Origin of the sequence: Cupriavidus sp. IK-TO18, from assembly GCF_015549295.1 — a bacterium.
GTDB lineage: Bacteria > Pseudomonadota > Gammaproteobacteria > Burkholderiales > Burkholderiaceae > Cupriavidus > Cupriavidus oxalaticus_A.
In genome coordinates this window covers 76,588-90,937 of record NZ_JADGMP010000026.1, presented here as the reverse complement: position 1 = coordinate 90,937, position 14,350 = coordinate 76,588, and the positions used below count along the sequence as shown (strand labels likewise).

The window sequence follows — 14,350 nt, the reverse complement described above, 5'->3', positions numbered from 1 at the left end:
CGCGGCCCGCGCGGCAATTCGCCGCCCGGTCGGGCATGTGCCGGGGCATGCTCATACTTTAGGAAAAATCAGCGCACCTGGCGGGATAAAGTCGCGAAGAAAGCGAACGATCCGGACAGTGCGGCCGGCCCGCCTGCAGAAGGGGCGGCAACCGGCCTGGCTACGCGCCTCAGAAGCGCGCGCTGGCGAGGGTGGGACAAGAGGCCGGGCGATGCGCGACCGGGGGCAGTCCCGTGCAGGAGGCGCAGGGCGCCGGCGCGCCGCCCTGCGGGGCAATCCCGCCGGCAGTAGCGCCGGTACCGCCTGCACTCGCCAGCCTGTCCTGGCGAGCGGCTTCGCCGCCCACCCGGATCTGGCGCATGGTGTGGTCGTTCAGCCGGAGCTTCATCCGTTCCAGCAGGCTGCCCAGCGCCACGCGCTCCTGGGGGTTGAACGGTGCCACCGACACGCTGTGCAGCGCGCTGAGCGCCTGCGAAACGCGTTCGAGGCGGCTCGCGGCGGTGTCGGCGATGGACGGCGTGGTGGCTTCGGCATGCTCGATCCAGCCGTCGCGACGCAGTTCATGCAGCAGCAGTTCGGACTGCGGAACGTCGATCGGCATGGCGCCCGGCAACGGGGCGCCGCGTACGAAGTCGCCGCGCTTGATCGCGCGCAGCAACAGCCATTTGGCGTAAGTCAGGCCAGAGGCGGAGAGGGTCTGTTCCAGGGCGTCTTGCCAGGCGGTGACGGCGTCGACCAGTGCAAGGACGACCGGCTCGTTGGGTTCGAGAGGTCTGGGCTGCATGAATGGCGTCTCCTGATTTTAAATTTGCCGCCACTACGATGCTGCAGGCACCCGTCACGCTGGTGCAACGGGTTGATGGGCCGAGCATGGCCGGCCCGGGCGGCACGGTTGCTGGACCTCTCTGGCGGGCCCCTTCAACCGATAGGGCGAGACAGTACCAGAAACTTTTGCCATTTTTGTGACATTGCGGGTATGCCCTGAGACTCTGGCTGCAGTTAGTGGAGCGAAGGTCGCTGGCACTGCCGCCGCCTATGAGGAAAGCGACTGCTGCCCATGACTTTAAATCACAGCCGGAATGGGGGCGGCTGGCTACACTGCGAGCCGGAGACCCCACAACGCCAGCCTTCGGCAAACAAGGCGCGGGGCGAGCGGCATGGGCAAGGGCCTGCGCCGCCAGACCGGAGATATGGATGTACAAGGAACGCATTCGCCTGGCCAGGCTGCATGACAAGGTAGTCTCGGCCGACGAAGCCGCCGCGCTGATCCGCGACGGCATGACCGTAGGCATGAGCGGTTTCACCCGCGCGGGCGACTGCAAGGAAGTCCCGTTCGCGCTGGCGCGGCGTGCGGCGACCGAGCCACTGCGCATTACCCTGATGACCGGCGCCTCGCTCGGCAACGACATCGACCGCGTGCTGGCCGAGGCCGACGTGATCGCGCGCCGGCTGCCGTTCCAGTCCGATGCCACGCTGCGCCGCAAGATCAACGCCGGCGAAGTGATGTTCATCGACCAGCACCTGTCCGAAACCGTCGAGCAGCTGCGTTCCGGCCAGATCGCGCCGGTGGACGTGGCGGTGGTCGAGGCTGTCGCGATCACCGAGCAGGGCGGCATCATCCCCAGCACCTCGGTGGGCAATTCGGCCAGCTTTGCCATGCTGGCGCGCAAGGTGATTGTCGAAATCAACATGAACATGCCGCTGGAGCTGGAGGGGCTGCACGACATCTATTTCCCGGTCCACCGCCCGTACCGGCAGCCGATCCCGCTGATCGCGCCGGAACAGCGCATCGGACTGCCGTATATCCCGATCGATCCGGCAAAGATTGCCGCCATCGTCATCACCGCCAAGGACGACAGCCCCTCCAATGCGCTGCCTCCGGACGACGAGACGCGCAGCATCGCCGGCCACCTCAATGACTTCCTGCTGCGCGAAGTGCGCGCGGGCAAGCTGTCGCCGTCGCTGCAGCCGCTGCAGGCCGGCATCGGCACCATTGCCAACGCCGTGCTGCACGGGCTGGTCGACTCGCCGTTCCGCGACCTGAAGATGTATTCCGAGGTGCTGCAGGACAGCACCATCGAGTTGCTCGATGCGGGCCGGCTGTCGTTCGCCTCGGCATCGTCGGTGACGCTGACGCGCGAGGTCTACCAGCGCTTTCTGTCGAACCTGGACCGCTACCGCTCGCGGCTGCTGCTGCGCCCGCAGGAGATCAGCAACCATCCAGAGATCCTGCGCCGGCTGGGGCTGATCACCATCAACACCGCGCTGGAGTGCGACATCTACGGCAACGTCAATTCCACGCACGTGGGCGGCACGCACATGATGAACGGCATCGGTGGCTCCGGCGACTTTGCGCGCAATGCGCACCTGTCGGTGTTCGTGACCAAGTCGGTGGCCAAGGGCGGCGATGTCTCCAGCATCGTGCCGATGGTGGCGCACGTGGACCACACCGAGCACGACGTCGACATCATCGTCACCGAGCATGGCCTGGCCGACCTGCGCGGCCTGGCGCCGCGCGAGCGCGCGCACACCGTCATCGCCAATTGCGCCGACCCGCAATACCGCGAATTGCTGGGCGATTATTTCCGCCGCGCCGGCGCCCACGGTGGCCACACGCCTCACTTGCTGGAAGAGGCGCTGTCCTGGCACGTCGGCTTCCGCGATCGCGGCACGATGCAGCCCCCACAGCCGGCGCAGGCGCTGGCTGCCTGAAACGCGTACGCAACAATGCAAACAGCCCGCCGAAGCGGGCTGTCTTGCCTGGGCAGTGCGGGCTTATTGTGCCTTGTCGCCCTGGCTGGCGGGCGCCTTGGCGCCATCGGTGTACGGATCGTACTTGCCGGTCTTGGCACCGTCGGTGTACGGATCGGGCTTGCCAGCCTTGGCACCGTCGGTGTACGGATCGTACTTGCCGGCCTTGGCGCCGTCGGTGTTCGGGTCGAACTTCTTGCCCGAGTTGGTCAGGTCGGAGCGCGTCGACTGCTTGGCGCCATCGGTGTAGGGATCGAACTTGCCCGACTTCGCCGGGTTCTGGTTCGGGCTGGCCTGCTTCTTGGTGTGGCTGCCGCCGTAGAGGTCGCCGCCCTCGGTGTAGTTCTTCTGCGCATAAACCTGCGTCGCACCCACAGCGGCGAATGCTGCAACGATCAGGGTCGAAACGGTCTTCTTCAGCATCTCTTTATCCTCGCGATATCGGCATCGCAGCGCCTGCGCGATGACGGGTTGGGGCCGAGCGTGGTCCGGCATGCGGCCGGCCGTGTGGCGGATCACCCAGCTAATGTACCGAGTTGGCGCGTGTCCGCAAAGTGAAAGTTTCTTCTATGGATATTGAAACGCTTGGGCGGAGGTTGCGTCCTGTCCAGGATCAAGATTCGGCTCCGAGAACAGAAATTTCCCATTGGAGAGCGATTTAATCGGCACGTTTTGTGGCGTCCAGACGAAAAAACGGCTGCCATGTGGCAGCCGTTCGATGTCCTCTTTGACACAAAGGCCGGTTATTCCAGCGTGATGTTCTGGTCATGCGCAATCTTCTTGCGCAGGTCCAGTTCGCGCTTGATCTGCGCGGCGTACTGGGCCGAGGTGTTGCCGTCGGTGTAGGCGCCGCTTTCAGCCAGGCGGCGCTTGACGTTCGGGTCCTGCAGTGCCTTGACCGCGGCATCGTGCACGCGCGTGATGATGGCAGCGGGCGTGCCGGTCGGGGCGACCAGGCCATACCAGGCCATGTTGTTCATGTCCTTCATGCCGGCTTCGGCAAAGGTCGGCACATCGGGCAGGCCCTCGACGCGCTTGGGTGCCGCCACTGCCAGCGCACGCAGCTTGCCGGCCTGGATATGCGGCATCGACGACGGCAGGTTGTCAAACTGCGCGTTGACCTGGCCGGCCAGCGTGTCGTTCAGCGCCGGGCCCGATCCGCGGTAGGGGATATGGACCATGTCGGTCTTGGTGATGTCCTTGAACAGCTCGCCATCCAGATGCGAGATGCTGCCCTTGCCGGCGGACGCGTAGCTGTACTTGCCCGGGTTGGCCTTCAGCAGTGCGACGAATTCCTTCAGCGTCTTGGCCGGCACCTTCGGGTTCACCGTCAGCACGTTGGGCACGTTGACCAGGTTGGTAATCGGCGCGAAATCCTTGAGCGGGTCGTACGGATTCTTGGGATTGGTGGCTGGGTTGGTCGCCATGGTACTGACCGTGGCGATGCCCAGGGTGTAGCCATCCGGCGCGGACTTGGCCAGCGCGTCGGCGCCGATCGCGCCACCGCCGCCGCCGCGGTTTTCCACCACCACCGGCTGGCCCAGCTCGCGGCCCAGGCCGTCGGAGACCGCGCGCGCGACGATATCGGTGGTGCCGCCGGCCGCGAACGGGACGATCAGGCGGATCGGCTTGGTGGGGTAGGACTGCGCCTGGGCAAAGCCGGCACAGGCCAGGCCGATGGCTGCGAGGCAGGCGGCTGCGCCTGCATTGTTGACTGCTTTCAAGGATGCCTCCGTTCTTCTTTCACTGATTGCTTGCCAGGCGGGCTGCAGGCGTTTCTATCGGGCGCCACCATCGTGCGCCCCGCGCCGTCAGTCTTCCCGCGCCGGCTGACCCGGCCGCGCCGGGGTGCGGCAGCGGCCTGCGCGTTGCGGTTCCGCGATACGGAACCAAGTTCCACAACGTGCGCGGAAGCGATTCAACCGGGAAAGCGCGTGGAAAGGAATTGGTGACAACCCGCGTATCAAGAAAACGGCGGTCGTGCCGTGCTGCCTGGCAGCGGCTTGCGCAGGAGAGGGGAGCGAGGGAAGGGCGAGCGGGAATGAGAACGGAAACGAAGGCGGAAATGAAAAAAGCCGGAAGCAAGCTTCCGGCTTTTCCTGAATTCGCTGGTGGGGCGTGAGTGACTCGAACACTCGACCTACGGATTAAGAGTCCGCTGCTCTACCAACTGAGCTAACGCCCCAACAAAGAAAAAGATTGTAGCAAGGTATCGGATACTGCGCAATACCCTTTCGCCATTTTCCGCGAAGGGGACGGCCGCGGGGCTCGCGCCCGCCGCTACAATTCGGCACCCCCCGATACACCCTGACACGGCCAGCCCATGCACGCCAGAGTCCTGCGCTATCTCGACGAGGTTGTCCGCCGCGGTTCGATCCGCAAGGCGGCCGAGCACCTGCACGTGGCGCCGACGGCCGTGAACCGGCAGATCCTTGACCTGGAAGCCGAGCTGGGCGCGCCGCTGTTCGAGCGCATCAACAAGCGGCTGCGCCTGACGCCGCTGGGCGAGATGGTGCTGGCCCACGTCCGCCAGACGCTGCGCGAGCATGACGCGCTGCGCGAACGTATCGAGGAATTCAAGGGCGCTCGCCGCGGCGAGGTCACCGTGGCGGTCACCGCGGGACTGGCCGGCTCGCTGATGCCGTCGCTGGTGCATGACTTCCGCCAGCGCTATCCGGGCATCGTGGTGCGGGTGAATGACCTGCCGGTTGCCGATATCGTCGCGGCGGTCGAGCAAGGCGATGCCGATCTCGGGCTTGGCTACGATCTGCCGGAGCTGCCCGCCTTTCGCACGCTGGCCAGCAGCGACTGGCAGATCGGCGCGGTGGTGCCGCCGGGCCATGCGCTGGCGGCGCAGCCGTCCGTGCTGCTGAGCGAATGCGTCGGCTATCCGCTGATCCTGCCGGCGCCGTCGCTATCGATCCGCGCCCTGCTGGACGCGGCCTTCTCGCGCAATGCCATCGAAGTTTCGCCGGTGGCGGAATCGACCTCGACCGTGCTGATCCGCCAGCTGGTCATGCTGGGCACTGGCGTGGCGCTGCTGAACCCGCTCGACGTGATGGAAGAGCGCGCGCGGCAGGCGCTGGTGTACGTGCCGCTGCGCGACCGCCACCTGCAGGGGCAGACGCTAACGCTGGTGGCGCGTGCCCGCGGCACCCTCAGCGCGGCCGCGGAGCTGATGGCCGAACGCATCGGCGATGCACTGGCCACGTTGTTCGCCCAGGCCCGCTAGGCGGGGTAGGGTGGATGTCCACTTTTTGTGGACACAGTGCTCGGAATTCAATGCTTAGGCGCGAGCACGCCTTCGCCTTAGACTGGCGGCATCTGTCCCCGAGAACCTAAGGAATGCCGCCATGACCCTGATTGCCCTGAACGCCGACGTACTCGTCACCATGGACGCGCAGCGCCGCGAGATCCGCGACGGCGCGCTGGTCGCCGAAGGCCCGGCGGTGCAATGGGTCGGTCCGACCGCCGGGCTGCCGCCGCAATACCGCCGCATGGTCGACGATGGCAGCGCGCAGGTGCTCGATATGCGCGGCCGCGTGGTGACACCGGGCCTGGTCAACACGCACCACCACATGTACCAGAGCCTGACGCGCGCCGTGCCCGCCGCGCAGGATGCCGAGCTGTTCTCGTGGCTGACCAACCTGTACATGCTGTGGTCGCACCTGACGCCGGAAATGATTGCCGTGTCGACCAGGACCGCGATGGCCGAGCTGATGCTGTCCGGCTGCACCACCACCAGCGATCACCTCTACCTGTTTCCCAACGGCTCGCGCCTGGACGATTCGATCGCCGCCGCGCAGGAGATGGGCATGCGCTTCCACGCCGCGCGCGGCTCGATGAGCGTGGGCCGCAGCAAGGGCGGCCTGCCGCCCGACGTGGTGGTCGAAGATGAAGCCGCGATCCTGCGCGACAGCCAGCGGCTGGTCGAGCAGTACCACGACAGCGCGCGCCACGCGATGCTGCGCGTGGTGCTGGCGCCTTGCTCGCCGTTCTCGGTGTCGCGCGACCTGATGCGCGAGTCGGCCGTGATGGCGCGCCACTATGGCGTGTCGCTGCACACCCACCTGGCCGAGAATGACAACGACATCGCATACTCGCGCGAGAAATTCGGCCTGACGCCGGCGCAGTATGCCGAAGACCTGGGCTGGGTCGGTCACGATGTCTGGCATGCGCACTGCGTGAAGCTCGACGACGAAGGCATTGCGCTGTTCGCGCGTACCGGCACCGGCGTGGCGCATTGCCCGTGCTCGAACATGCGGCTGGCATCCGGCATCGCGCCGGTGCGGGCGATGCGCGATGCGGGCGTGCCGGTCGGGCTGGGTGTCGACGGCAGCGCGTCGAACGACGGCGCGCACATGCTGGGTGAAGCGCGCCAGGCCATGCTGCTGCAGCGTGTCGGCTACGGCCCGGCCGCGATGAGCGCGCGCGAGGCGCTGGAGATCGCCACGCTGGGCGGCGCACGCGTGCTCAACCGCGACGATATCGGCGCGCTCGCGCCGGGCATGTCGGCGGACTTTGTTGCCTTCGATATGTCGGGGGTGGGCTTCGCCGGCGGCGGCCACGACCTGGTTGCGTCGCTGGTGTTCTGCACCCCGGCCAATGTCGCGGCGAGCGTGATCAACGGGCGCGAAGTGGTGCGCGACGGCGTGCTGCTGACGGCGGACCTGCCCAACGTGCTGACGCGGCATCGCGCACTGGCGCACACGCTGTTCGAGCGCGCCAGCGTCGGCGCGTGAGCGCGGGGAGGTGAACTGCCGCAGGCGTGCACTGCCTGCGGCATTTTCGAGAAAACCCGGAACGGAAAGCAGCAGCGGAAAAAGCAAAAGGCCGGAAGCATCGCTGCTTCCGGCCTTTCTGTATTCGCTGGTGGGGCGTGAGTGACTCGAACACTCGACCTACGGATTAAGAGTCCGCTGCTCTACCAACTGAGCTAACGCCCCAACGAAGAACGAGATTCTAGCATGATTTCCGGCGCTGTCAACAGTTTGCAAACAACCGTGTGCAACGCCTTTCGCGCATGCCGATGCCAGTGACGATCAGGTGAACGGAACCGAACGCCAGCCTTGCCGGTCATCGGATTGAGCGCAATCGCACAAGGCGGATCCGCACGATATGGTCGGAGCCATGTTAGGATTCTTCTCCACTTGCATATGGAGGGCTGCACCGATGGATATCAAATTCCAAGAGCAAGAACGCTACGACATCAATAATGAAGGCTTGCTCTTCCAGGCGATCGTCAATGGCGAGAAAGTGACTTGCGTAGTGACACGCGAAGCACTGTGGGAAGGCTTCAGCGCCGACCAGGTGCTGTCGCTGGAAGAGGCATTCCGTGCCGGACGCGAAACCATCGAACGCGCCGCCGTGGTGCTAATCGAGCAGGGCGCGCCCCAGCCAATCGTCGTCAAGCGCGCCCACGTGGCGCCGATCTGATGAGGATGGATGCCCCGGCCAGCCGTCGGCATGCCGCGGGCGCCCATCCACCATCAGGCATCACCGCGTAGGGCCGTCCGGCCTTGCGTACCCGGCCCCGCAACGCCGGCGCAGGCACCAACGTCTTCCCCGCTGTTTCAATTTCCGGTCGTCTAACGCTGTCCTCGGCAGGCTTTTTCTTGCTGACGGCATCTTGTGCGCGACGCGTCAGCGTGCCGCCGCGGTGGCGCATGCCTGCGGCCGCGGTGCGCTGGCCGCATCGGCATCGACGGCGTCGTGCCCTGATGCCCCCGGCCGCGACGCGCATTCTTCAAAGATCCTGGCGCGGCACTGCGCGCAGATCTCGGGCGACAGCTTGCCGATGATCGTGTGCAGCGCCTGCCGCTTGGTCGGGAAAATATGGTCCGGCCCCAGCTTGTTGCTGAAGCCGGTCTGCTCCCACGTCTGCAGCACCTGCGTGCGCGGGCGGTGGAAGTAGAGATCGCCGCCCATCGCGCGGCGCTCGGCCAGCTCGTTTTCCCACATTTCCGCGCCGGCCAGGTCGATGAAATTCATGCTCTTGGTCATCGCCAGCAAGTGCGTCTGGCCGGCATTGACCTCACGCAGCCAGTGCAGGCGGTCGGTCACGTACTGGACGGCGCCGAAGTAGATCGCGCCTTCCATGCGCAGCAATTTGAGTTGCGGGCATTCCGGCTGCGGGCGGTGCAGTTCGTCCAGCGGCGTGAAGCGCCGGCCCGGGTCGTCGGCATCCGGCACCAGGCTGCGCACTGCAGGCCTCGAGGTGCGGTACAGGTAGGCCACCAGCGACAGCACGGTGCCGAGCAGCACCGCCATTTCGAGCCGGATCACCAGCGTCGCGGCGAAGGTGCCGATGGCAATCGCGAACTCGGTACGGCTGAGCGTGAAGATGCGCCGCAGCCGGGCGAGATCGAGCAGTCCCCACGCCACCAGCAGCAGCATGGCGCCGATCGCCGCCATCGGGATCTGCGCCAGCAGCGGCGCGCTGAGCGCAACCAGCGCCACCAGCCACAACGCCGAGAACACGCTGGCCAGCGGTGTGCGCGCCCCGGCTTCAAAGTTGGGCATCGAGCGGTTGAGCGAGCCGCACGAGATATAGCCGGAGAAAAAGCCGCCGGCGATATTGGACAGGCCCTGGCCGATGAATTCGCGGTTGGCGTCGATATGCTGCCCGGAGCGCAGCGCCACCGCCTTGGCGATCGAGATCGACTGGCCCAGCGCGACGATGGTCAGCGCCGAGGCGATGCCGAGCAGGTCGGGCAGCTTGCGCCAGTCGACGTCGGGCACATGGAAATGCGGCAGCGCCGAAGGGATCGGCCCGACCACGTTCACATGCTGGGCGAAGGCGCCGGCCTGGTTCAGCAGCAGCGCCACGCCATAGCCGGCGAGCAGCCCCAGCAGCATGAACGGCAGCTTGCGCCACAGCCGCTTGCACAGCAGCGTCACCGCCAGCGTCACGGCGGCGACTGCCGCTGCGGACCAGTTGATGGTCTCGGCATGCTCGGCCAGGTGGCGCAGCACGCCGAAGGCACTGGTGCCGGTCGGCACCTGCAGTCCGAACACATCCTTCAGCGCGTACAACCCGATCAGCGTCGCCGCGCCGCAGGTAAAGCCGAGCAGCACCGACGGCGAGATAAAGTTGGCGAGAGAACCGAGCCGCAGCGTGCCGACCGCGAGCTGCATCACGCCGACCACGATGGTCACCGCCAGCGCCAGCCCGATATACGCGGGGCTGCCGGCGAACGCGAGCGGGCTCAGCATGGCGAACAACGCCAGCGAATTGGCATTGGTCGGCCCCGACATCACATGCCAGCTCGAACCGAACAGCGCCGCGACGATGCAGGGCACCACCGCGCTGTAGATGCCGTACTGCGGCGGCAGTCCGGCCAGCGTGGCGAAGGCCACGCCCTGCGGCAGCACCAGCACCGCGCCGAGCAGGCCGGCGACCAGGTCGGCGCGCAGCGTGGCGCGGTCGACGCGCTGGCGCCACGGGAACATGCGATGCAGGAATGAGCCTTGCGTGGATACGGACATGGGAACAGGCCTCGGCGCCCCTGTCCGCGGTCTTGCCGCGTTCAGGGGTTCATGCGGGGTTCATGCCGTCAGTGTAGCGGGCAGGCCGCCGCGGGGCGAGCCGGGCATGCCCGGGCTTGCGTGAATGCGTGGACTGGCGGCGCATGCCGTGGCGGCCGCAGCCCGTGGCGGGCCTCAGCCGCAGTGCAGCGTGGCGACCACCGGAGTGTGATCCGAGGGCTGTTCCCAGGTGCGCGGCACGCGGTCGATCACGCAGGCGGAGCATTGCTCGACCAGCTCCGGCGACAGCAGGATATGGTCGATGCGCAGCCCGGCATTGCGGCGGAACGCCAGCATGCGGTAGTCCCACCAGGAGAAGCTTTTCTCCGGCTGCTCGAACCTGCGGAAGGCATCGGCCAGGCCCAGTTCCACCAGTGCGGCAAAGGCGGCGCGCTCCGGCGGCGACACGAGGTTCTGGCCGACCCACTTGGCCGGATCGTGCACGTCACGGTCTTCGGGCGCGATATTGAAGTCGCCCAGCAGCGCCAGGCGCGGATGGCGCTGCATTTCGTCGCGCAGCCACGCCGTCATCGCTTCCAGCCACTTGAGCTTGTACGTGAACTTCTCCGACTCGGGCGATTGGCCGTTGGGGAAGTAGGCGCAGACCAGGCGCAGGTCGCCGTAGGTGGCGGCGATCACGCGCTGCTGCGCATCCTCGAAGCCGGGAATATTGCGCACTACGTCGACCGGCCCGGGCATGCTGGCGTCGCGCGCGAGAATGGCCACGCCGTTGTACGTTTTCTGGCCGGTGTAGATGCTGTGGAAGCCCGCATTCTCCAGTTCGGCCAGCGGGTACTTGTCGTCCGGCAGCTTCAGTTCCTGCAGGCACAGCGCGTCGATCGGCGCGCCGGCCTGGTCCTGCTCGGCCAGCCATTGCAGCACCTGCGGCAGGCGCACCTTCAGCGAATTGACGTTCCAGCTCGCGATCCGCAGCGGACCGGTGGTGGGTAGTGCAACCGCGCTCATGCCGCCATCCCGCCGTGGCGCAGCAGCGCATCGATCTGCGGCGCGCGGCCGCGGAAGGCGACGAAGGATTCCATCGCCGGGCGGCTGCCGCCCACCGACAGGATCTCGCGCTGGTAGCGCGCGCCGGTCTCGCTGTCGAGCACGGTGCCCGACAGCTGTGCCGCTTCCTCGAACGCCGCATAGACGTCGGCCGACAGCACCTCCGCCCACTTGTAGCTGTAGTAGCCCGCCGCGTAGCCGCCGGCAAAGATATGGCTGAAGGTGTTCGGCCAGCGCGACAGCGGATGCTGCGGCACCACGTGCACGCGATCATTGATCTGGCGCGAGAGCTCCAGCACCGAGGCGGCGCCGGCCGGGTCGAAGTCCGTATGCAGGTGCATGTCGAACGACGAGAACACGATCTGGCGCAGCGTCATCATGCCGTTCTGGAAGTTCTTGGCGGCCAGCATGCGGTCGAACAATGCGCGCGGCAGCGGCGCGCCGGTGTCGACGTGCTGCGTCATGCCGGTCAGCACTTCGTATTCCCAGCAAAAGTTTTCCATGAACTGCGACGGCAGTTCCACCGCATCCCATTCCACGCCGTTGATGCCGGACACGCCCAGCTCGCCCACCTGCGTCAGCATGTGGTGCAGGCCATGGCCGAACTCATGGAACAGCGTGATCACTTCGTCGTGCGTGAACAGCGCGGGCTTGTTGCCCACCGGCGCGGAAAAGTTGCAGGTCAGGTACGCAACCGGCGTCTGCACGCCGCCTTGCTCCAGCACCTTGCGGCCGCGCGCGTCGTCCATCCAGGCGCCGCCGCGCTTGCCTTCGCGCGCGTACAGGTCGATGTAGAACTGGGCCAGCAGCGTGCCGTCCGCAGTGGTCACGCGGAAGAAGCGCACGTCCTTGTGCCAGGTCTGCGCCGGCTCGGCCTCGATGCGCACCGAGAACAGCTTCTGCACCACGCCGAACAGGCCTTCCAGCACCTTGGGTTCCGGGAAGTACTGCTTGACCTCGTGCTCGGAGAACGCATAGCGCTGCTGGCGCAGCTTTTCCGAGGCATAGGCCACGTCCCACGGCTGCAGGTCGGACAGGCCGAGTTCGGCGGCGGCGAAGGCCTTCAGCTCGGCCCAGTCCTTCTCGGCGTAGGGCCTTGCCTTGATGGCCAGCTCGTCGAGGAACTTCAGCACTTCGGCCGGCGACTCGGCCATCTTAGGTACCAGCGAGACTTCACCGTAGCACTGGTAGCCGAGCATCTGCGCTTCTTCGCGGCGCAGCGCCAGCTGGTCGCGCATGTTGGCGGTGTTGTCCCACTCGCCCTGGCCCAGGCCGTATTGCGCGCCCAGTTCCGAGGCGCGCGTGACATTGGCCTCGTACAACGTCTGGCGCAGCGCGCGGTCGTCGGCGTACTGCAGCACCGGGAAGTACGAGGGGAAGTGCAGCGTGAATTTCCAGCCGGCCTTGCCGTCTTTCTCAGCGGCGTGGCGGGCGGCTTCCCGCGCATCGTCGGGCAGGCCGGCCAGGCGTGCCTCGTCCTCGACGATCAGCGCGTAGGTGTTGGTGGCGTCCAGCACATGGTCGGAGAAGGCCTTGGACAGCTGCGCCTGCTGCTCCTGGATCTCGGCGAAGCGCGGTTTCCGGTCTTCGGGCAGCTCGGCGCCGCCCAGGCGGAAGCCGCGCAGCTCGTTCTCGATCAGCTGGTGGCGGGCCGCGCTCATGCCGGCGAACTCGGGGCTGGCGGCCAGCGCCTTGTACTTTTCATACAGCGCCAGGCTCTGGCCGAGCGACGACCAGAACTCGGTCATGCGCGGCAGGTTGTCGGCGTGTGCCTTGCGCAGTTCCGGCGTGTCGGCGACCGCGCTCAGGTGGCTGACCACGCCCCAGGCGCGGCCCAGCGGCTCGGTGGCGGCTTCCAGCGCCTGCACGGCGTTGGCCCAGTCGGCCGGCGTGGCCGGATCCTCGGCGCGGGCGACCGCCTGCTGCGCATTTTCGAGCAGCACGTCCAGCGCCGGGCTGATGTGCTCGGGCCGGATCTCGGCGAAGCGGGGCAGGTCGGAAAAGTCCAGCAGCGGATTGTTGACCGGGGTGGCTTGTGCGGCTTGGTCCATGGCGTGTTCTCGGTTGGCTGGCCTCAAAGGTCGATGCCCCGCAGATGGGGGCGGGGTGCGGGCATTTCCAGCACCCCGTGTGGCGTACTGTAGGTCGAATGTACGCCGAACGCGCGCGCTTCAGCCCGCGGCGCGTTCCGCGGCTTCCAGCGTGTTGACCAGCAGCATGGTGATGGTCATCGGGCCGACGCCGCCAGGCACCGGCGTGACGTAGCCGGCCACCTCGCGCACGCCCGCGAAGTCCACGTCGCCGCACAGCTTGCCGTTGTCGTCGCGGTTCATGCCCACGTCGATCACGACGGCGCCCGGCTTGACCATGTCGGCGGTGATCAGGTTGCGCTTGCCGACCGCGGCGACGATCACGTCAGCGTCGCGGGTATGGGCGCCGATATCGCGCGTCTTGCTGTTGCAGATGGTGACGGTGGCACCGGCCTGCAGCAGCAGCATCGCCATAGGCTTGCCGACGATATTGGAGGCCCCGACCACCACGGCACGCGCGCCGCGCAGCGGGTACTGGATCGAATCCAGCATCTTCATGCAGCCATACGGTGTGCACGGGCGGAACAGCGGGGCGCCGGTCATCAGCGCCCCGGCGTTGGCGACGTGGAAGCCGTCGACGTCCTTTTCGGGGGCGATCGCTTCCAGCACCTTGTGGCTGTCGATGTGCTTGGGCAGCGGCAGCTGCACCAGGATGCCGTGGATGCTCGGGTCCTGGTTGAGCGCGTCGATGCGGGCCAGCAATTCCGCCTCGGACAGGTCGGCCGGGTAACGGTCCAGCGAGGAGTGGAAGCCGTTGTCCTGGCAAGCCTTGACCTTGTTGCGCACGTAGACCTGGCTGGCCGGGTCCTCGCCGACCAGGATCACGGCGAGGCCGGGGCGGTGACCGCGCTCGGTCAGGCTGGCGGCGCGCTGGGCGGCTTCGGAGCGGATTTGTTTGGCAAGGGCGTTGCCGTCGATCAGTTGGGCAGACATGGAGGAAAAGACCGGTTTGGGCGGGTTTGTGCGAATTTGGGCGG

The 14,350-nt window shown here is 66.7% G+C and carries 11 protein-coding genes and 2 tRNA genes; 4 read left to right on the top strand and 9 right to left on the bottom strand.

Going from position 1 to position 14,350, the window contains the following annotated elements:
• Window positions 1-169 precede the first annotated feature (169 nt).
• Window positions 170-784 (bottom strand): MarR family transcriptional regulator, encoded by a 615-nt coding sequence (locus tag IPF36_RS18955; RefSeq protein ID WP_195429548.1) that lies wholly within the window; start codon window positions 782-784, stop codon window positions 170-172.
• 410 nt (window positions 785-1,194) lie between these two features.
• On the opposite strand from IPF36_RS18955, the gene IPF36_RS18950 reads away from it, so the two are divergent.
• Complete coding sequence (locus IPF36_RS18950) at window positions 1,195-2,712, top strand: acetyl-CoA hydrolase/transferase family protein (RefSeq protein WP_135704995.1); 1,518 nt, start codon at window positions 1,195-1,197, stop codon at window positions 2,710-2,712.
• Window positions 2,713-2,775: 63 nt separating this feature from the next.
• On the opposite strand, the gene IPF36_RS18945 is transcribed toward IPF36_RS18950, so the two are convergent.
• From IPF36_RS18945 to IPF36_RS18935, 3 genes are all read right to left on the bottom strand, one after another.
• Window positions 2,776-3,174, bottom strand: coding sequence for a hypothetical protein (locus IPF36_RS18945; RefSeq protein WP_133097432.1), 399 nt, complete (start codon window positions 3,172-3,174; stop codon window positions 2,776-2,778).
• 320 nt (window positions 3,175-3,494) lie between these two features.
• Window positions 3,495-4,475 carry a tripartite tricarboxylate transporter substrate binding protein BugE gene (locus IPF36_RS18940; protein WP_135704996.1) on the bottom strand — a complete coding sequence of 327 codons (981 nt, stop codon included), beginning with the start codon at window positions 4,473-4,475 and terminating at the stop codon, window positions 3,495-3,497.
• 385 nt (window positions 4,476-4,860) lie between these two features.
• Window positions 4,861-4,936 (bottom strand) — tRNA-Lys (locus tag IPF36_RS18935).
• A 138-nt stretch (window positions 4,937-5,074) separates the two neighbouring features.
• Here IPF36_RS18935 and IPF36_RS18930 point away from each other — a divergent pair.
• Both IPF36_RS18930 and IPF36_RS18925 read left to right on the top strand, forming a co-directional pair.
• A complete protein-coding gene (locus tag IPF36_RS18930; RefSeq protein WP_133097430.1) occupies window positions 5,075-5,983 on the top strand; it encodes a LysR substrate-binding domain-containing protein in 909 nt (302 codons plus the stop codon).
• Between the two features lie 121 nt (window positions 5,984-6,104).
• The gene (locus tag IPF36_RS18925) at window positions 6,105-7,493 is read left to right on the top strand and encodes an 8-oxoguanine deaminase (protein WP_195429546.1); all 1,389 of its coding nucleotides are present in this window, start codon (window positions 6,105-6,107) and stop codon (window positions 7,491-7,493) included.
• A gap of 128 nt (window positions 7,494-7,621) precedes the next feature.
• Here IPF36_RS18925 and IPF36_RS18920 read toward each other — a convergent pair.
• Window positions 7,622-7,697 (bottom strand) — tRNA-Lys (locus tag IPF36_RS18920).
• A 226-nt stretch (window positions 7,698-7,923) separates the two neighbouring features.
• Between IPF36_RS18920 and IPF36_RS18915 the strand changes: the two genes are divergently transcribed.
• Window positions 7,924-8,187 carry a DUF1488 domain-containing protein gene (locus IPF36_RS18915; RefSeq protein WP_029047712.1) on the top strand — a complete coding sequence of 88 codons (264 nt, stop codon included), beginning with the start codon at window positions 7,924-7,926 and terminating at the stop codon, window positions 8,185-8,187.
• 207 nt (window positions 8,188-8,394) lie between these two features.
• Here the strand turns inward: IPF36_RS18915 and IPF36_RS18910 are convergent, their stop codons facing one another.
• From IPF36_RS18910 to folD, 4 genes are all read right to left on the bottom strand, one after another.
• On the bottom strand, window positions 8,395-10,203 hold the full coding sequence (locus tag IPF36_RS18910) for a SulP family inorganic anion transporter (protein ID WP_133097531.1): 1,809 nt from the start codon (window positions 10,201-10,203) through the stop codon (window positions 8,395-8,397).
• Between the two features lie 210 nt (window positions 10,204-10,413).
• On the bottom strand, window positions 10,414-11,244 hold the full coding sequence (xth, locus tag IPF36_RS18905) for an exodeoxyribonuclease III (protein ID WP_195429544.1): 831 nt from the start codon (window positions 11,242-11,244) through the stop codon (window positions 10,414-10,416).
• A complete protein-coding gene (locus IPF36_RS18900) occupies window positions 11,241-13,334 on the bottom strand; it encodes a M3 family metallopeptidase (protein ID WP_195429541.1) in 2,094 nt (697 codons plus the stop codon). Before IPF36_RS18900 ends, xth begins: the two co-directional genes overlap by 4 nt.
• 120 nt (window positions 13,335-13,454) lie before the next feature.
• A complete protein-coding gene (gene folD / locus IPF36_RS18895) occupies window positions 13,455-14,306 on the bottom strand; it encodes a bifunctional methylenetetrahydrofolate dehydrogenase/methenyltetrahydrofolate cyclohydrolase FolD (protein ID WP_133097427.1) in 852 nt (283 codons plus the stop codon).
• Window positions 14,307-14,350 lie beyond the last annotated feature (44 nt).